12 protein-coding genes are annotated in these 18,995 nt (G+C 65.4%); 2 read left to right on the top strand and 10 right to left on the bottom strand.

Annotation, left to right across the window (positions count from 1 at the left end; translation table 11 throughout):
- Positions 1-11: 11 nt before the first annotated feature.
- The 9 genes from RB623_RS26425 to RB623_RS26385 form a co-directional block, all read right to left on the bottom strand.
- A complete protein-coding gene (locus tag RB623_RS26425) occupies positions 12-1,022 on the bottom strand; it encodes an NAD-dependent epimerase (protein ID WP_308060105.1) in 1,011 nt (336 codons plus the stop codon).
- Positions 1,023-1,101: 79 nt separating this feature from the next.
- Positions 1,102-2,088, bottom strand: coding sequence for a UDP-glucose 4-epimerase GalE (gene galE / locus RB623_RS26420; protein WP_308060104.1), 987 nt, complete (start codon positions 2,086-2,088; stop codon positions 1,102-1,104).
- A 187-nt stretch (positions 2,089-2,275) separates the two neighbouring features.
- Positions 2,276-3,181 (bottom strand): phosphotransferase family protein, encoded by a 906-nt coding sequence (locus RB623_RS26415; RefSeq protein ID WP_308060103.1) that lies wholly within the window; start codon positions 3,179-3,181, stop codon positions 2,276-2,278.
- Entirely contained in the window at positions 3,178-5,595 is a 2,418-nt protein-coding gene (locus tag RB623_RS26410) for an FAD-dependent oxidoreductase (RefSeq protein WP_308060102.1), read from the bottom strand. Before RB623_RS26410 ends, RB623_RS26415 begins: the two co-directional genes overlap by 4 nt.
- A gap of 204 nt (positions 5,596-5,799) precedes the next feature.
- Positions 5,800-8,253 carry an FAD-dependent oxidoreductase gene (locus RB623_RS26405; protein ID WP_308060101.1) on the bottom strand — a complete coding sequence of 818 codons (2,454 nt, stop codon included), beginning with the start codon at positions 8,251-8,253 and terminating at the stop codon, positions 5,800-5,802.
- A 64-nt stretch (positions 8,254-8,317) separates the two neighbouring features.
- Positions 8,318-10,339: an ABC transporter permease subunit gene (locus tag RB623_RS26400; protein ID WP_308060100.1), complete on the bottom strand. Its 2,022-nt coding sequence runs from the start codon at positions 10,337-10,339 to the stop codon at positions 8,318-8,320.
- A gap of 3 nt (positions 10,340-10,342) precedes the next feature.
- Positions 10,343-11,356, bottom strand: coding sequence for a glycine betaine/L-proline ABC transporter ATP-binding protein (locus RB623_RS26395; RefSeq protein ID WP_308060099.1), 1,014 nt, complete (start codon positions 11,354-11,356; stop codon positions 10,343-10,345).
- Complete coding sequence (locus RB623_RS26390; protein WP_308060098.1) at positions 11,353-11,766, bottom strand: endonuclease domain-containing protein; 414 nt, start codon at positions 11,764-11,766, stop codon at positions 11,353-11,355. Before RB623_RS26390 ends, RB623_RS26395 begins: the two co-directional genes overlap by 4 nt.
- Before the next feature lie 91 nt (positions 11,767-11,857).
- Entirely contained in the window at positions 11,858-12,832 is a 975-nt protein-coding gene (locus RB623_RS26385; protein WP_308060097.1) for an ABC transporter substrate-binding protein, read from the bottom strand.
- Positions 12,833-14,786: 1,954 nt separating this feature from the next.
- Between RB623_RS26385 and RB623_RS26380 the strand changes: the two genes are divergently transcribed.
- Positions 14,787-16,112 carry a hypothetical protein gene (locus RB623_RS26380; protein WP_308060096.1) on the top strand — a complete coding sequence of 442 codons (1,326 nt, stop codon included), beginning with the start codon at positions 14,787-14,789 and terminating at the stop codon, positions 16,110-16,112.
- Between the two features lie 127 nt (positions 16,113-16,239).
- Positions 16,240-16,878, top strand: coding sequence for an ABC transporter ATP-binding protein (locus RB623_RS26375; RefSeq protein WP_308060095.1), 639 nt, complete (start codon positions 16,240-16,242; stop codon positions 16,876-16,878).
- A gap of 22 nt (positions 16,879-16,900) precedes the next feature.
- Here the strand turns inward: RB623_RS26375 and RB623_RS26370 are convergent, their stop codons facing one another.
- Complete coding sequence (locus RB623_RS26370; protein WP_308060094.1) at positions 16,901-18,937, bottom strand: capsular polysaccharide biosynthesis protein; 2,037 nt, start codon at positions 18,935-18,937, stop codon at positions 16,901-16,903.
- Between the last annotated feature and the right edge of the window lie 58 nt (positions 18,938-18,995).

The following is an 18,995-nucleotide window of genomic DNA, read 5'->3' as shown; positions in this document are numbered from 1 at the left end:
CTCCGCCCGGCCTACGCGACGTTGTAAAAATCCTTGTACCAGGCGACGAAGCGGCGGATGCCGGCGTCGATCGGCGTGCGCGGTCGAAACCCGGTGGCGGCCGCCAGCGCCTCGACATCGGCAAAGGTGCGCGGCACGTCGCCGGGCTGCATCGGCAGCATGTTCATGAGGGCCTTGCGGCCCGTCACCGCCTCGATGCAGCGGATGAAATCCATCAGCTCGACCGGGTCGCTGTTGCCGATATTGTAGATGCGGTAGGGCGCCAGCGACGTGGCCGGATCGGGTTGTGCGCCGCTCCAATCCGGGTCGGGCGACGCGATCGTGTCGAGCGTGCGCACCACGCCTTCGGCGACGTCGTCGATGTAGGTGAAGTCGCGGGCGTGCCGGCCGAAATTGTAGACGTCGATCGGCTCGCCGCTGATGATCTTTCTTGTGAATGCGAACGGCGCCATGTCGGGGCGGCCCCATGGCCCGTAGACGGTGAAGAAGCGCAGCCCGGTGACCGGCAGCCGGTAGAGATGCGCGTAGGAATGCGCCATCAGCTCGTTGGCCTTCTTGCTGGCGGCGTAGAGGCTGAGCGGATGGTCGACATTGTCCTCGACCCGGTAGGGCAGGCTGGTGTTTGCGCCGTAGACCGAACTGGAGGATGCGAAGACCAGGTGCTCGACGCCGCCGTGCCGGCAGCCCTCCAGCACGTTCAGGAAGCCAACGAGATTGGATTGCGCGTAGGCATGCGGGTGGGTGAGGCCGTAGCGCACGCCCGCCTGCGCCGCCAAATGTGCGACCCGCCGCGGCCGGTGGTCCGAGAACACGGCCTCCATCGCCTGCCGGTCGGCGAGGTCGGCCCTGACGAAGGTGAAGCCGTCGCGCCCTGTCAGCCGTGCCAGCCGCGCCTCCTTCAGCCGCACGTCGTAATAGTCGTTGATGTTGTCGAGGCCGACCACCTCGTCGCCGCGGTCTAGCAAGGCCTGGGCGGTCGCCGCGCCGATGAAGCCGGCGGCGCCGGTCACGAGGATACTCACGGGACGTCGTCTCCTGGCGCGGGCTCCGCGAGCGGAGCCGAATGCGGTTCGATGCAGCCAATAGCCGAAATGGCGGCGTTCAGCTATTGCGTCTTTTCAACGCCTCCTCCCAGCGGAGCGCATCGGAGACGATGGTGACGAGATTGTCGAGTTTCGGCGTCCAGCCGAACTCCTGCCGCGCCCGGTCGGCATTGGCGAGCACGGCGATCAGGTCGCCGGACCGGCGCGGGCTGTAGCGCACGTCGAAATCGCGCCCGACAGTGCTGCGCACCGCCTCGATCACCTGCAGCACCGAATAGCCGGTGCCGTAGCCGCAATTGGCGACGAGGCTTTTTCCGCCGGCCCGCAGCCTGCGTAAAGCCAGCAAATGCGCTTCCACGAGGTCCCAGACATGGATGAAGTCGCGCAGGCAGGTGCCGTCGGGCGTCGGATAGTCGGTGCCGAACACTTCCATGAACGGCCGCTTGCCGGTGGCGGTCTCGCAGGCGACCTTGATCAGGTGCGTGGCGCCGCGCGTCGATTGGCCGGTGCGTCCCTTCGGATCGGCGCCCGCGACGTTGAAGTAGCGCAGCGCGGTATAGGTGAAGGGATGCGCCGCCGCGGCGTCGGCAAGCATCGCCTCGGTCATCAGTTTCGAGCGGCCATAGGGCGATTCCGGGAACGTCGGCGTTTCCTCCACCACCGGCTTCTCGTGGTTGCCGCCATAGACGGCGGCGGTGGAGGAGAAGATGAAATGCGGCACGCCGGCGCGGATCGCGCTCTCCATCATGGCGCGGGATTTCACCGTGTTGTTGAGATAGTAGCCGAGCGGATCGGCGAGCGAATCCGGCACCACCGCCGAGCCGGCGAAATGGATGACCGCGTCGACCTTGCGGCGTTTCATGGTCTGCTCGACGAGATCCTGATCGGCGATGTCGCCGACGACGAGCTCGACCTCCGCGGGGATCGCCCAGTCGAAGCCGGTCGACAGACGGTCGATGACGACGACGTCCTCGTCCTCTTCCAGGAGCTTCCACACCATATGGCTGCCGATATAACCGGCGCCGCCCGTCACCAGGACTGTCATTCGACTTCCGCTAGGGTCTGTTGATATTCACGCTTCGAGTGTCTGCAAATGATGTTCTTCTTGCGCTTCCGTTGCTTATGTATCCCTGCTTTCGACTTCCCTTGGATTGCCGGTGCACCGTAGGGTGAACCGTTTGTTGCTTGCTTACAAGGCGCAAGCCTGCCCCTTGGCAACGAGGATATGGTTTTCACCCCCTTACGGCAGCGACATGCCGGCCGAAATCCGCGGTGCCCATCAACGCCTTGCAGCGGCCGAAGCGCGCGTCGGCATAGGCGCGGAAATCGTCCACGGGGTTGCCGTTGGCGAGTTGGATAAGGCCCCAGAGCGTCCACAACAGGTCGCACATCGCCTTGTAGATGACGATGCGGCCGCGCTCGGCGAGGGACGGCGCTCCGCCGAAATAGGCCAAAATCATTTCCTCCTCCTGCGCCTCGTCGAAGCCGGCTTCGACCGCGAGGTCGCCGAGATCCCACATCGGGTCGTTCATGCCGGAATATTCCCAGTCGACGATCCACATGCGCGAACCCGTATCGAGAAAGTTCTCGCACAGCGGGTCGCAATGGCAGGCCGTGAGCGGCAGCGGCCGGGCGGCGAGCGCGGCGCGCACGGTTTCCGCCTCGCGCACCACGTCGTGATAGCCGTCCGGCAGCACGACGTCCTTGGTCGACAGGATTTTCAGATAGTCGTCGATCATCGCAAACAGTTCGAAGCGGAACGGGAACACCGCGCCGGACGCATGGAGCTTTCGGAACGCCTCGCCGGCCCGTGCCGGCGCACCGGCGCGCGACTTGAATTTTTCGGGTGACATGGTGACGGCGCCGTCGATGAAGCGGGTCGCCATCACGCCGGTTTCTTTGTCGAAATGGATGATCTCGGGGCTGACGCCGGCCTTCGCCGCCTCGCGCGCCGCGACCGCCTCGTTGGCGCGGTTGATGTATTCCTCCGTGCCCTTGCCGGGAATGCGCAGGCACAAGTCGCCGGCGCGGAAGACGACGTTCGTCATTCCGCCGAGCCGGACGATCTCGCCGCGATGGCCCGCCAGCGCGGGGATCGACCGCAGCGCTGCGCGAGCGAGCGAAAGATCGTCGCTCATGCCTTCAGCCTCTCCATCTTCGGATCGTAGAGCACGCGCGGCCCGCGCGTCGCGGCATAGGGTTTGCCGAACGCTTCGATCGTGAAGGCGCCTTCGCCGGAAAGCTCCGCCGGCAGGTAGCCGAAGGCGATGGTCTTGCCCAACGTGTAGCCGTAGCCGGTGGACGAGGTCGAGCCGACCACCTTGCCGCCGAGCAGGATCGACTCGCCGCCATGCAGCGGCGCAAAACCGTCGATGGTGAAGGAGCAGAGCTTTCGCCTGACGCCCTCGGCCTTGATCTTGGCCAGCGCCGCACGGCCGATGAAGTCGCCCTTGTCGAGCGCCACGGCGAAGCCGAGCCCGGCCTCGTAAGGGTTGTAGTCCGGCGTGATGTCGCCCGACCAGTAGAGATAGCCCTTTTCCATGCGCGCCGCATCGATCGCCCGGTAGCCGACATTGGACACTTCGAACGGCTCGCTGGCGCCGAGCAGCGTCTCGTAGACATGGCAGGCAAATTCCTGCGGCACGTAGAGTTCGTAGCCGAGCTCGCCGACATAACCGATGCGCACGGCCAGCGCCCTGGCATTGCCTACCTCGATCCAGCGCGCCGCGAGGAAAGGATGCGCCTCGTTCGAAAGGTCGTCGTCGCTGACCGACTGCAGGATTTTTCGCGACAGCGGCCCGCACAGATTGATCGTGGCGTATTGGTTCGTGACGTCCCGGAAGCCTATGTCCCCCGGCAAGTGGCGGCGGACCCAATGGCCGTCGCGGATGCCGAAACCCGAGCCGGTGACGAGATAGAACAGGTCGTCGCTGATATGGATGATGGTGACGTCGGCCTCGATGCCGCCGCGCTCGTTGCAGAGCTGGGTGTAAACGGCCTTGCTCGGCGCGCCGCCGAGATCGTTGGCGGCGATGCGCTGCATGGCCTCCAGCGCGCCCTTGCCAAAAATCTCGAATTTCGAGAACGAGGTCTGGTCGATCAGCGCCGCCCGCTCGCGGATGGCGCGCACCTCGGCGCCGACCGCGTCGAACCAGCCGGGCTTGCCTTCGAAGCTGCCGAGTTCCACCGCCTCGCTGCCCGGCAGCGCGAACCAGTTCGGCCGCTCCCAGCCGAATTTCGAGCCGAACACCGCGCCGCCCTGGCGCAGCGTCTCATGCAGCGGCGAGCGGCGCAGGCCGCGCCCGGCATGCGCCTCCTCGGCCGGCCAGTGGATCTTGTAATAGGCGCCGTAGGCCTCGATGGCGCGTTCCTCGAGATAACGGCCCTGCGCCTGCACGGCGCCGAATCGCCGCACGTCGAACGGCCAAAGGTCCATGCCGGCGTCGCCGTGCAAGATCATGTTGGAGAGCGCTAGTCCGGCGCCGCCCGACGCCGCGATGCCGGCGGTGAAACCGCAGGCGACGTAGAAATTGTCTAGTTCGGGCGCGAGCCCCATGATCGGCTCGCCGTCGTAGGAGACCGGGATCGGTCCGTTGATGACGGTCTGGATGCCGATCTCGTTCAGCACCGGCAGGCGCTCGGCCGCGGGCAGGGCGAACAGTTCGAGCCGCTCCATGTTGGGGGCAAACAATTCGCGGCCGAAATCCAGCGGCGGCATGCCGCGATGGAACCCGACCGAGCCGTCCTCCCAGCCACCGATGGCGAAGGAGCCGGTGTCCGGCTTGAGATAAAAATTGTTGTCGGGATCGCGCAGCGTGGTCAGGCCGGGATCGAGCGTCAGTTTTTTCTCGGTGAGGAAATACTGGTGCTCGACGATGCCGGCCGCCAGCGGCACGCCGGCCATCTTGCCCACCCGCTTCGCCCACAGGCCGGCGCAGTTGACGAGGATGTCGCAAGAGATGGTGCCGCTTGTTGTCGACACGCCGACGGCACGGCGGCCCTCGACGACGATCTCTTCGACGCAGACGCCTTCCTCGATGCGCACGCCGTTCTGCCGGGCGCCCTTGGCATAGGCCATGGTCAGCGAATAGGGGTCGATGTAACCGTCGCCGGGGATGAAGGCGGCGCCTTCGATGCCGTCCTTGACGATGAAGGGGAAATGTCTTTCCGCCTCGTCGGCGGTGAGCGAGTGGCACTCGACGCCGAAACTTTTCGCCTGGCCCATGGAGCGGCGGATTTCGCTCCAGCGCGCCGGGCTGCCGGCAAGCCGCAGCGACCCGACCTTCTTCCAGGCGATATGCTGGCCGGTCTCGGCCTCCAGCCGGTCGAACACCGCGACCGAATTCTGCATCAGCCGGGTGAGGTTGCGTTTTCCGCGCAACTGGCCGACCAGGCCCGCCGCATGCCAGGTGCAGCCGTGGGTAAGCTGCGCCTTTTCGACCAGCAGCACGTCCTTGGCGCCGGCGCGGCCGAGATGATAGGCGAGCGAGGTGCCGATCGCCCCGCCGCCGATGATGAGGATTCTTACGTGGCGGTCAGCGCGGAAGGGCATGCGAAACTCGCGAGGGTTGGGCGGAACGTCTTCTCGTAGGCGCCTGGGACGAAGCCCCCTCCACCACGCTACGCGTGGTCCCCCTCCCCCGCTTCGCAGGGGAGGATCCGCAGCGGCGACGCCGGCACGACCTGGTTCCTCCCCCGTTTACGGGGGAGGGGGACCACGCGTAGCGTGGTGGAGGGGGCGTGTTGTGCGCGATGCTCATCCCTTCACCTTGTCGCCCTTGGGGTCGTAGAGCGGCTCGAGATGGATGCGCGCCGGGGTCTTTTCCATCGCCACGACCAGCTCGTAGTCGCCGGAACCCAGAAAATCGTCGTCGACGCCGTCAGCGTTGCGCACATAGCCGTAGCCGATGTTCTTGCCGATCGTGTAGCCGTAGCCTCCGGACGACAGGTAGCCAACCGGCTCGCCGTTGCGCAGGATCGTCTCGCGCCCGACCAGCACGATGTCGGGGTCGTCGACGGTGAAACCGGCGAAGCGTTTTTTCAGCGCCGATCCGTTGATCTTCTCCAGCGCGCGGCGGCCGACGAAGTCGGTGTTCTTGCGCAGCTTCACCGCCCAGCCGAGTCCCGCCTCGAACGGTGTATCGTTGGGAGTGATGTCGGAGCCCCAGGCGCGGTAGCCCTTTTCCAGCCGGAGCGATTCCAGCGCGCGGTAGCCGACCGGGCGGATGCCGTGCGGCGCACCCGCTGCCATCAGCGCGTCGAACACCTTTCCGGTCGCCTCGATCGGAATATGCAGTTCCCAGCCGAGCTCGCCGACATAGGTCACCCGCAGGGCGCGGACCGTCGCGCCGGCGATCTCGATCTCGCGGACATGGCCGAACGGGAAGGCGGCGTTGGAGATGTCGGCATCGGCGACGGCGGCCAGCACTTTTCGGGCGTTCGGCCCCATCAGCGACAGCGTGCCGTATTTTTCGGTGATGTCCTCGATCGATACGTCGAAAGGTTCGGGAACATGGTCGGCGATCCAGGCGCGGTCGTGGGTGCGGAAACCGGTTCCAGTCACGACGTAAAAAAGATCGTCCGAAAGCCGCGCCACCGTCAGATCGGCCTCGATGCCGCCGCGGGTGTTGAGCAGTTGCGTGTAGGTCAGCCGCCCGGCGGGCTTCGACACGTCGTTGGCGCAGATCCAGTCCAGCGCGCGCGCCGCGTCCGGGCCGCTCACCTCGTATTTGGCGAAGGACGACTGATCGAAGATGCCGACATGCTCGCGCACATGGCGGTGTTCGTCGCCGACCGGTGCGAACCAGTTTTGGCGACCCATCGAATAGACGTCCTTGGCCTCAGTGCCCTCTGGCGCGAACCAGTTCGGCCGCTCCCAGCCGAGTTTCGAGCCGAAGACGGCGCCATGCGCCTTGAGACGCTCATAGAGCGGCGAGACGATCGCCGGGCGGCCGGACAGATATTCCTCGTGCGGGAAGCCGATTGTGTAGTGTTTTCCGTAGGCTTCCAGCGTGCGGTCGCTGACCCATTGCCGGTCGCGATGCAGGCCGGAAAAACGCCTGATATCGACGACCCACAGGTCAAGCGGCGCCTCGCCGTCGACTGCCCATTGCGCCAGCACCCAGCCGGCGCCGCCGCCGGACGCGATGCCGAAGGCGTTGAAACCGGCGCCGACGAACATGTTTTTGCATTCGGGCGCCGCGCCGAGGATGAAATTGCCGTCCGGCGTAAAACTCTCCGGCCCGTTGATCATCTGCTTGACGCCGACGTGCTCCAGCGCCGGGACGCGCGCGATCGCCTGCGTCATATGCTGTTCGAAATGATCGAAATCGTCGTCGAACAGCCGGAACTCCCAGTCGTCCGGAACGTCGCCGCCGGGCAACCCGGTTTCCCAGGCGATCGGGTTGGGCTCGTAGCCGCCCATGACCAGGCCGCCGACCTCCTCCTTGAAATAGGTGCGCCGGTCGGGGTCGCGGATCGTCGGCGCATCGGTCGACAGGCCGTCGATCTTCTCGGTGATGATGTACTGGTGTTTCACGGCTTGCAGCGGCACGTCGATGCCGGCCATGGCGCCGACCTGGCGCGCCCACTGACCGGCGCAGTTCACCACCTTGTCGCAGGCGATGTCGCCGCGCGTCGTCCGCACGGTGGTGATGCGTCCGTCCTTGATGTCGAAGCCGGTGACGCGCACCTCCTCGAACAGTTTTGCGCCATGCATGCGCGCGCCCTTGGCCAGCGACTGGGTGATGTCCGAGGGACTGGCCTGGCCGTCGGTGGGCAGCCAGGACGCGCCGACGAGGTCGGAGGTTTCCATCAGCGGCCACATCCTCTTCACCTCGGCGGCGTCGAGCAGATGCATCTCCATGCCGAAACTTTTCGCCGTCGTCGCCAGCCGGCGGAATTCGGTCCAGCGGTCCTGGTTGGTGGCGAGCCGCAGGCAGCCGGTCATCTTCCAGCCGGTCTCCAGCCCGGTCTCGGCCTTGAGGGTCTTGTAGAGATCGACCGAATATTTGAGCACGCGCGTGATCGAGGCAGACGAACGCAACTGGCCGACCAGCCCGGCCGCGTGCCAGGTCGAGCCGGAGGTCAGCTTGCCCTGCTCCAGCAGCACGACATCGGCCTTGTGGTCGCGGGCGAGATGATAGGCCGTCGAACAGCCGATGATGCCCCCGCCGATGACGACGAATTGGGCTTGGCTGGGAAAAGTCATTTGTGTTTCATCCAGTTTTTTCTTTTGTTTTCAGGCATCTGCCGCAGTTTTCGGATTCGTTTCCTCACGCCAGCCCCAGCCGGGCGCGCGTCCGCGCAGCACCCGCAGCGATCAGCCGGTCGGCTATGATGGCGATGAATGCGATGGCAAGACCGGCGACGATTCCTCGGCCGGTGTCGGCCTTGGTGAGCGCGATGTAGACTTCCTGGCCGAGGTCGCGCGTGCCGACCAGCGCGGTGATGACCAGCATCGACAGCGCGAACATGATTGTCTGGTTTAGGCCGAGCATGATTTCGGGCAGCGCCAGCTTCAGCCGGATTTTTGTGAGAAGCTGCCGGGGCGTGCAGCCCATGGCGCGGCCTGCCTCGATGGTGCGCGGATCGACCTTTTGCAGGCCGAGCACGGTGTAGCGGATGGCCGGCGCGATGGCGAAGGCGACGACGGCGATCATGGCGGTGAAGTCGCCGACGCGAAACAGCATCACCGCCGGCATCAGATAGACGAACGACGGCAGCGTCTGCAGCGTGTCGATGATTGCCTGCACCCACCGCCACAGTCTTTCGCGATCCGCGACGAGAATGGCGATCGGGATGCCGATCAGCGACGCGATCACCACCGAGATGCCACAGAGATAGACGGTGACAGTCGCCTTTTCCCATTGACCGGTGGCGGCGATCAGGAAGGAGAGCGCGCCCGTGAGAGCGGCGAGGCGCAGCCCGCCGAGGCGCCAGCCGGCAAAGGCAAGCAACGCAACCACGCCCAGCCAGGGCAGGCCGGCGAGCAGCCGCTTGAACGGCACGAGGATGTTCAGAAGCACGGCATTCTTCAGGGCCTCGAAGGCATCGAAGAAGTTGACGTTGATCCATTCGACCACACGCGAGAAGAAGGTGCCGGTCGATATCTGGAGGACTTCCGGATAGGTCTGCACGGCGGGCAGGGCCAGCCCGATGGCGAAGGTGGCGGCGACGAGCGCCAGCGCGCCGACCGTGTAGGGTGCGCGCGCCACGATGCCCGCAGGACGCTCGGCACGGGCGGCCGTCCCGGCCTTGGCGGCAAAGGCCTGGCTCAGCCGGTCGAGCGCCACCGCCAAAGCGACGATCGCGAGCCCTGCTTCCAGGCCGGCGCCGATGTCGAGGCGGCGCAGCGCCGCCAGCACATCGAAGCCGAGCCCGCCGGCGCCGATCATCGAGGCGATGATAACCATGTTGAGCGACAGCATGATCACCTGGTTGACGCCGACCATCAGGCTGTCCTTGGCCGATGGCACCAGAACGCGCCAGGTCATCTGCCGGCGCGTGCAGCCGATCATGCGGCCGAGATCGTGCACCTCGGACGGCACCGAACGCAGCGCCAGGATGGTGATGCGGGTCATCGGCGGCATGGCATAGATCAGCGTGGCAACGATCGCCGCCGTCGGCCCGAAGCCGAACAGGAACAGGATCGGCACGAGATAGGCGAAGACCGGTATGGTCTGCATCAGGTCGAGGAGAGGTGTCAGCGCAACCTCGAAACGCGGCCAGCGATAGGCCGCGAGCCCCAGCGCCAGACCGCCGGCGACGCCGATCGGCACGGCGACCAGGATGGATGCCAGCGTCACCATGGCGCTGGTCCATTGCCCGAACATTGCAAGGAACAGGAAGCAGCCGCCGGCAAGCAGCGCCAGCCTTCGCCCGCCGGCATAAAAACCCATCATGGCGACGATACCGACCACCGCGATCCAGGACAGCGGCGGCAGGATCTGTACCGCGCTGGAGCCTTGTCCCGAAAGGAAACCGGTGGCGAGCAGGCTGAGCACCGCGCGATAGGGCAGGTCGATGATCGCCGCGATGAAACGGGTCAGCTCGGTGAAGGTGAAAAGGCCGAAGCGCGCGTCATTGAGCAGCCATTTCATGGCGTCGCCGATCCAGCGCTGCGCCGGGATCTGCCAGGTCTTCGGATAGTCGAAGGCCCATTTCGCGAGGGGTTCTCCGAACTGCCAAAGGACGACGAAGGCCGCCAGCGCGATGAGCCAGGCCATTGCCGAAGGGGTGAAGGCGCTAAAACCCTCGCGGGGTGAGGTGAGCGAAGCGTGGGCGGGAGCACTCATCCCTCACCCCCGCATCATGATGTCGACGACGTCGGCGCGGTGCAGCGCGCCGGCCGTATGCCCGTCGCCGTCCTCGACGCGCAGCAGGTCGACGCCGGCGCCGAAGCGCGGCGCGGCTTCGGCGACGGTCGCCCGCGCCGGGATGGCGGCGCCGTTCAGCCCCGCCGGCGCCGCCTTCATCACCGATCCCACCTTGACCACCTTGGCGCGCGGCACGTTGCGGGTGAATTCGGCGACATAGGGTGTGGCCGGATTGAGCACGAGGTCCTCGGGCGTCCCGGCCTGGACGATCGCCCCGTCCTTCATGATGGCGATGCGGTCGGCCAGCCGGATCGCCTCGTCGAAATCGTGGGTGATGAAGACGATGGTCTTCTTCAGCACCGATTGCAGGCGCATGAATTCGTCCTGCATCTCGCGGCGGATCAGCGGGTCGAGGGCGGAAAACGGCTCGTCGAGGAACCACAGTTCCGGCTCGACGGCGAGCGAGCGGGCGATGCCGACGCGCTGCTGCTGGCCGCCGGACAGTTCGCGCGGGAAAAACGCCTCCTTGCCCGAAAGCCCGACCAGTTCGACCATTTTTTTCGCCCGTGACTCGCGGGCCGCCCGCTCCATGCCCTGGACTTCCAACGGGAAGGCGACATTGGCGAGCACGGTGAGATGCGGCAGCAGGGCGAAATTCTGGAACACCATGCCCATCTGGTGGCGGCGGATTTCGACCATGCGCTTGTCGCTGGCGGCCAGCAGGTTCTCGCCGTTGAAGAGGATTTCGCCCGCCGTCGGCTCGACCAGCCGCGACAGGCAGCGCACCAGCGTCGACTTGCCCGAGCCTGACAGGCCCATGATGACGAAGATCTCGCCCTCGCGGACTTCGAGGTCTACGGCGCGCACCGCCGCGACCAATTTGGCCGCGGCGATCTCTTCAGATGTGGCGGATACCCGCCCGCCGGCGAAAAACGCCGCAGCGCCGGAGCCGAACAGCTTCCAGACGTTGCGGCAGACGAGTTTGGGCACGGTCATCCCTCCCCCTTGAGGGGAGGGTGGCCGCGAAGCGGCCGGGTGGGGTCGTTGCGGCCGAGCGCGGCCTTTCTTATTTCCTGCCCGACATGCCAGACGCTGGCCATGACATCGGGATGGTCAAATCGAATGACCTCATATCCCAGGGAGCGCAGATAGTGGTCACGGTTCCTGTCGTGGTGCTTTCGTTCTGCGGTTTCGTGTAGATCACCATCGATCTCCACGATCAGCTTCGAGCCGAAACAGACAAAATCGACGATATAGGGGCCGATCGGCGACTGCTTGCGAAAGCGTAGGCCGTCGCGCTTCAACTCGCGCAGCTCAAGCCACAGCAGAACCTCGGCTTTGGTCAGGCCGTGTCTCAACGATCGCGCCTTGTCGCGAAGCTCAGAAGTGACGCGTGTATTCGTCATGATACTGGACTGAGTGTCGCTAATCGGCCAAGACCCCACCCGGCCGCCCTGCGGGCGGCCACCCTCCCCTCAAGGGGGAGGGATTGCGCTGCTACTTCTTGATCCACTCCGACCAGCGGGGCTCGTTCTTGCCCATCCACTCGGTAACGACCTCGCTGACCTTCTTACCGTTGAGATCGACCTCGGTGATCATCGCGCCCATCTCGTCGTTGCTGAGCGAAAACGCCTTGATCGCCTTGTAGGCGCCCGGCCACTTGTCCTTCACGCCGACCCAGCCGACCTTCCAGATCTCTCCGTGCGGCTTGCCGCAATCATAGGCGGCGTCGGTATTTGAACCCCATTTCGGGTCGCCGTAGCACTCCTTGGTGTATTCGGGAAATGCCACCCACTCGCCCTTGTATTTGGCGGGGGCCCAGTGCGGCGCGTAGATCCACAGCATGATCGGCGCCTTGCGCTGGTAGGCGGACTCAAGTTCCGCGAACAGCGCCGCGTCGGTGCCGGCATGCACCACCTCGAAGGGCAGGCTGAGCGACTCGACCCGCTCGTCGTCGAAGCCGCCCCAGGTCACCGGCCCGCCGAGATAGCGGCCTTTTGGCGCGGTCTCTGCGGTGGAAAACGCCTCGGCGCATTTTTCATCCTTCAGCGCTTCCCAGTTGGGCAGGCCGGGGCACTTTTCCTTCATGTATTCAGGAAACCACCACTCTTCCTTGGCCTGCATGCCGGTCGGCCCGAACACTTCGGTCTTGCCGGTGGCGGTGGAGGCGTCCATCGCGTCGCGGCCCGTGGTTTCCCACATTTCCATGGCGACGTGCAGATCGCCCGTCTCCAGCCCAGCGAACTGCGCCAGATAGTCGGCCTGCACATATTCGACACTGTAGCCTGCCTTCTTCAGCACCTCGCCCATGATCTCGGTTGTGATCAACTGACCCGTCCAGTCGTGCAGCGTCAGCTTGATCGGATCGGCCGATTCCTGCGCGGTTGCCGTGCGCGGCGCCGAAACGAACATTGCGGCCGAGAGCGCGAGCGCTCCCACAACGGATCTGGTCACGCGTCTCTCGTGCAACATCTCGTATCTCCTGCCACCCTCTGGCTTGTTTTTCTGGAGCATCCGGCCGCCGTCGCGCTGGCGAGGAGGAACCGCTGCCCATCCGATACTTTCCGTCAGGCTGCGGCGGATTGTCAACCAATGGCTGTGGCTTTTTCTGCCCTTTTGACCGAAGTATTTCGGGGTTTCTTGCAAAATTCCACGGATACGGGCATCTCGAGCCTTCGGTACGATAGTCTTGCGTTCCGGAATCCGGCTTGGTCGCGCGTAATTGGATGCTGGCTTGCCTGGCAAAGCCGACGGGGATGCGCCGGACTGCATTTTGTCGTATAAGGGCGTTGATTTGCCGGGTCGTCCGCCACAACCGTCGGCGGTGCGGCCCAAATGTTCTACTCGCCGAGATTATGACAAATTCGGCGGATACTTGGCGTTGCGCCAACGGCTCAAGGCCTAAGAAGCGGGGACTGGGCGAGTGAACGAGAACGATACGGTCAACGCAATCGTCGAAGCGTTACGGCTTGATCCGGACTTCGGCGACGCCTTTGCACAGCCGCCGAGTGCACAGCCGCCGAGCCCTCCGGCCGGCGGGCCGCCGCCACAGGTCGCGCCGCTGGCCAGGCCGGACGCTGGACCCGTCTTCCCCGTTGCGCAGCCTGCCACGCCGAGACCGGCTGCGGACATCTTTGCCGGGCTTGCGGCCGCCATTCCGCTGGCCGAGCGGAGGAGCCCGCCGGCCAATGACCCCGCACCGGCTCTGCCGCGGCCGGCGTGGCCGCTGACAACGCCGACGTTGCCGATCTCTGAACGGTCGCGGCCGCCGGCACCTGCGCCCGACTCCCTGCGGATCGTGCCGGGTCTGGCGGCGCAAAGGCCTGCCGCGCCGGCGGCGGCCAGCAATCCCGCGCCCGTTTCCCCGGTTGCACCGGTACAATCGCGGCCTGTTCCTTCCGCTGCGATCCGGCCGAGCGAGAGCGCCGCGCCGAGGGCGTTCCACCCATTGGCCGACGGATTGAGCCAGGCGCGACCGTCATCCGGGCATTCGGTCACGAATTCGCCACTCCCCGGTGACAGGGTGAATCCCGCGCCGCTCGCAACGCCCCCGCGGCCGCAGTCCCAGCCGGGAGCTGGAGTTCCCCAACCGGGCAACATTGTTACACCGTCTGTGCGGCCGATGTCGGCTCAAATGCCTGCAGCGATTCCGGCAAAGCCAGTCGTGGAGAAGAGCATGGATCAGCCCAAGGTTCTCGATCAGCGTGGGTCCCCGTCGAAACCCTCCGTGACCACGTCCATGGAGAAGGCCGACATTTCAAGGACCGCCGCAGGAGTCTCTCGCCTTGCAAGCATCGCCGCCGAGGCCGCCTTGGCGCGGGTCGTCGCCAAGATGCCTACGCCATCCGCATCTGCGGAAACGCGACCGGCTGTGTCTGATCGCAAGTCCGATGCGGCGACGTCCGATGTCGCCAACCTTCAAGCCCCTTCCCTCAATCCGCCGGTAGCCAGCACCGCGGCGGAGCCGCCTGCCGCTTCGGAAAGCGCTTACAGCCCCGTGGCTGAGGCGCAGGCCAAGGCGGATGTCAAAAGGTCCGTGATCGCGCTCGAGGAAGCTCGCAATGACGCCAAGGCGGCCAATGAGGATGCCGATCCGAGGTCTGTCAAGCGGGCCGAAGTCGCGCTCAGGAAGGCAGAGATTGCCTGGAAGCGCGCCAGGATAGTGCTCAGGGGAATCGTCGAAAGCAAGCCCGCATCGGATCCGACGACCGCCACCACGCAGTCCCCTTCGCCGGCGAGCGGGATTCCGGCGCCGAAAGGGCCGGCACCGGCCTCTGCGGGGGAGCAGGCCCCAGGCGGGCCACCGGCTCTGTCGCTGGTGAAGAGCGCGGCGCCGGCCGCCAGCACTCCGCCTGCCAAGGCCCCTCAGCCCGCAGCGCCTGCCGCTGCGACGGCTGCCGCTCCGATACCCGCCAAAACAGCGTCCTTGACGGTTGTTAAGCCTTCAGTTCCCGAGCCGGACAAGTCCGCCACGCCAGCCGTCGCCAAAGCCGCGGCGCCGGCCGTCGCCAAGGCTCCCGCGCCGGCTGTCGCCAAGGCGCCGGCCGCACCCAAGCCTGTGACGGTTCCGGAACTCAAGCCGCTGCCGGAAGTACCTGTGCCGGAAGTTTCCGTCCCCGCCGGTTGGATCGGGCGGCTCCGCAAGTCGGTCAGTTGGGCGCAACTCTCCTTCCTGGCGGCGGTAATCGTGCCGGCGCTGCTGGTCGGCCTCTATTATCTGTTCATCGCCTCGGACCAGTACCGTTCCGAGATGCGTTTCGCCGTACGTGGCACCGAACGCTCCACGCTGGAGAATCTCGGACTCAATGCGATCCCAGGAGCCACGGAGAAGGCGGGCGACGCCTATATCGTCATCGACTACATCCACTCCAAGCAGATCCTGCTCGATATCCAGGAGAAGCTCGGCATCGACATGCGTCAGTTCTTTTCGAAGCCGGACGTCGATTTCGTCTATCGCATCGATCCGAACATGCCGCTGGAGAAATTCATCGACTATTGGCGCTGGATGATCGACGCCAGCTACAATTCGACCACCTCGATCACCACGTTCCAGGTGAACGCCTTCAGCGGCGAGGATTCGGCGGCGATAGCGAACGCCGTGCTCAAGGTTTCAACCGAACTCGTCAACGATTTGTCGACCAAGGCGCGCGAGCAGTTGATCACCAACGCCCAGACCGAGGTCACCCGCACCGAGGACCGGCTGGTCGCCGCACGGCAAGGCATGGCACAGTTCCGGGATACGACGCAGATCACCGACCCTCTCGCTCTGGGACAAGCGGAACTGGCCCTTGTCCAGGGGTTGGAAGCCAAGATCATCGACGCCAAATCACGGCGCGCGGTGTTGTTGCGTACTGCCAGCCCGGATTCGCCCTCGGTGCTGGTGCTCAACCGCCAGATCGACGCCGACCAGGCCGAACTCGATGCCAGGCGGCAAGTCATCGGATCGGGAGGCGAGGGCAAGACCGGCGACAACCGGACGCTGACCAACAAGTTGACCGAATACAACGTGTTGGCGCTGGAGCAGGAATTCGCGGAGAAAGCCTATACCGCCGCGCTCTCCTCGCTGGAGACGTCTCAGGCGGAGGCGCGTCGTCAGGACCGCTATTTCGCCATCGCGGTCGAGCCGAACCTGCCGGAGATACCGCTCTATCCGCTGGGCTTGATCAACACGCTTGTGGCCTTCTTCGGCCTCTGCGTTGTGTGGCTGATCGGCTATCTCGTCGCTCAGGCGATCCGCGACCACACGGTGTGATCGCGGTCTCCCGACCCCGGATGTCCTTGGCTCGATCGGTCGACGCCGATCGAACCGCAGCGGTGAAGTCATGATTCGACTGAAGAACGTGGTGAAGTCCTACCCCTCCTGGAGGGGTCGCAAGGTCGTGATCAAAGACATCACGACCGACTTCCTGCCCGGCAAGAACATCGCCATCATGGGCAGCAACGGCGCGGGCAAGTCCACGCTGATGCGGTTGCTGTCGGGCGCCGAGATGCCGGATTCCGGCACCGTGGAGCGGTCCTCGCGCGTCTCCTGGCCGCTGGGTTTCAACGGCGGCCTGCACGGCTCGTTGACCGGCCGCGAGAATCTTGCCTTCGTCTCCCGCATCTACGGCAGGAATTATTCGGAACTGCTGGATTTCGTGGAGGACTTCGCCGAGATCGGCGACGCCATAAAGCAGCCGGTCAAGACCTATTCCAGCGGCATGAGGGCGCGGCTGGCTTTTGGCATCTCGATGTCCATCCAGTTCGACTACTATCTGATCGACGAGGTCATCGCGGTGGGCGACCCGTCGTTCAAACGCAAGAGCAAGCTCGTCCTGGAGGAAAGGCTGAAGAACGCCACCGTCCTGTTGATCTCCCACAGCGCTTCGATCATGAAGGAGTTCTGCCAGCACGGCGTCGTGCTGGAAAACGGCCGGCTGCTCGAATTCTCCAGCCTCAACAGGGCGATCAAATATTACGAATCCGCGGGCGATTCCGTAAAGGCTCCGAAAATCGCGTCCGAAGCCATGGCGGACTGATCCGGTCCAGATGGCTTTGCCGTCACCGCAAGCGCGGCAGGGCGGTCTGCAGCAGCCTTTCGACCTTCTTCAACAGCCGCCATGCCCGGCCGGCCGACGTTTCGTGCTCGTCCCCCTTCTCGCGCCAGGCAAGCAGGTCGTCCACCGCCTGCTCCGGCGTGATGAAGCGGCCGCTGACGCGGCTGACATAGGTTGGATAAAGGATCAGCGCGCCAGCCACCAGTTCGTCTATTGTGAGACGGCGGCTGCGCCGGGCGATCGGCAGCACGTCGCGCGTCAGCCCCCAGCCGGCATAAAAGGGCTGGCCGTAGCAGGTCACTCCCTTGGCGCGGATCAGCGCCTCGAACCCGGCCAACGAGGTCAGCACATGCACCTCATCGACCTGATCGATCATCTGCACGATCGAGGCGCCGGTCACCACCTCGTCGCAGAATTCCGCCGCGCGGGCTTCGTCCGTTCCGGGTTCGCGCAGGCCGGCGACGACGTCTGGATGCGGCTTGTAGACGACATGGGCATCGGGCAGTGCCTCGCGCACCGCGCGCAGCAGGTCGATGTTGCGCCGCACGCCGGGCGCGCCGAACTGGATAGAGGCGTCGGTCTCGACCTGTCCCGGAACCAGCACGACCAGCCGTTCCGTGTCCGGCCTGGACCAGTGCTCCGCCCGCAGATTGTATTTGCTCAACCGCTCCGCGACGAGCCGCTCGCGCAGCGCCGCCGCTCGGGCGATCAGCACCGGGTCGAAGGCGGTCGACTGCAGAATGGCTTCCAGCGCCGACGGCTTGCTGGAGTCATAATAGATGCCGGCCGGATCGATCGCCAGCGAGAGCGGCCGTCGCCGCTCGGCGCCCAGCCCGATCGAGCGTATGAACCCGTCCTCGACGCGGAGGGCCGGCGTGTCGTTGTGGATGCGATCCTTGAACGTATTGCCCCAGATGACCGTCGTCCGGCCTTCGGGAACGCGGCGGAAGCGCGTGTGGAAATGAAGCTTCGAGCCCGCCAGGAAATCGCGGATCATCGGGTTTTTCCAGACGGAGAATCCGAAGCAGTAGAGCGGCGTCGGGAAGCGGGACCGCATCCGGCGCTGCAACGCGATATGCTCGAGGACCGTCTCGGCCTCGCAGCGCCTGCCGGTCTCGGGGTCTATGTAGCGCGGGTAGGCGACGAGAGCCGCGTGCACCAGTTGTTCCAGGCTGGCGCCGCGCCGGCGCTCCGGCGTCCGCGCCTCGTCCTGCGTCAGCCCCCAGCCCGCATAGAACGGAACGCCGAAGCAGCGCACCGGCTTGCCCCAGATCAGCGCCTCGAACCCCATCTGCGAGGTCACCGTATAGACGGCTTCGGCCTTTTCGAGGATCGAGGCGGCGTGACAGTCGGCCGACAGGATCTCGACGCGCGGAAGGCCGGCGATGCGCTTGAGGTCGAAATGGCCCTTGCGGCGTCGGGCGAGCGCGTCGGGATGCGTCTTCACCAGCACTGTGCAGTCCGGGTTCTCGCGGATCGCGGCCTCGAGCATCCGCTGGAAGCTGGACACGTCGGCAAGCCCGCAGCGAATGGAATCGTCGTTGAAGGTCTGGTCGACGACCAGCACGAAACGTTCTGGCAGGAGACCGGAATAGTCGCGGGTCTTGTTGTATTTGGAGACGCGGCCCGTCCGCCATGCCGCCATCAACCGCCGCGTGCGCGCAATCTGACTGTCGGTGAGCGGCGCCGCGATCAGCCGTTCCAGCGCGGAAGGCGTGGTCGCGTCGTAGTAGATGCCGGTGTCGTCGACGACGATTGAGAGCGGCGGCTCCTCGCCGCCGCTTCCGACGGAGCGCAGGAAACCGTCCTCCAGGCAAAGGAACGGCAGCCCGGCGGCCACAGCCGCCCGCCGCGCCTTGAGCGACGTCGGCTTCCTCCCCCATCCGGCGATCTGATCGCATGTCTCGACGTTCCGGCGCCAGAACGGCGTGCTGAAACGCTTGAGTTGGACGGTGCTGGCGCCGAGGAACTCCGATATCCTGGCAAGCCGGCTCAGGCGGCGCGAGGCGAGCCCGACGGTCGACATCCGCCCGTCAGTCATTTCCTCCGTCGCAGACGGGTTGACTTCGCGAACATCCGGTCCGCCGTCATCTCGCGGA

The organism is Mesorhizobium sp. LHD-90, assembly GCF_030929505.1.
GTDB lineage: Bacteria > Pseudomonadota > Alphaproteobacteria > Rhizobiales > Rhizobiaceae > Kumtagia.
The sequence above is the reverse complement of the archived record's forward strand: the minus strand, read 5'-3'. Positions and strand labels throughout refer to the sequence as shown.

Coding starts and splice junctions, on each gene's coding strand:
- galE (WP_308060104.1), bottom strand. CDS start 2,088: ATGACAGTCCTGGTGACGGGCGGCGCCGGTTATATCGGCAGCCATATG.
- RB623_RS26415 (WP_308060103.1), bottom strand. CDS start 3,181: ATGAGCGACGATCTTTCGCTCGCTCGCGCAGCGCTGCGGTCGATCCCC.
- RB623_RS26410 (WP_308060102.1), bottom strand. CDS start 5,595: ATGCCCTTCCGCGCTGACCGCCACGTAAGAATCCTCATCATCGGCGGC.
- RB623_RS26405 (WP_308060101.1), bottom strand. CDS start 8,253: ATGACTTTTCCCAGCCAAGCCCAATTCGTCGTCATCGGCGGGGGCATC.
- RB623_RS26400 (WP_308060100.1), bottom strand. CDS start 10,339: ATGAGTGCTCCCGCCCACGCTTCGCTCACCTCACCCCGCGAGGGTTTT.
- RB623_RS26395 (WP_308060099.1), bottom strand. CDS start 11,356: ATGACCGTGCCCAAACTCGTCTGCCGCAACGTCTGGAAGCTGTTCGGC.
- RB623_RS26390 (WP_308060098.1), bottom strand. CDS start 11,766: ATGACGAATACACGCGTCACTTCTGAGCTTCGCGACAAGGCGCGATCG.
- RB623_RS26385 (WP_308060097.1), bottom strand. CDS start 12,832: ATGTTGCACGAGAGACGCGTGACCAGATCCGTTGTGGGAGCGCTCGCG.
- RB623_RS26370 (WP_308060094.1), bottom strand. CDS start 18,937: ATGACTGACGGGCGGATGTCGACCGTCGGGCTCGCCTCGCGCCGCCTG.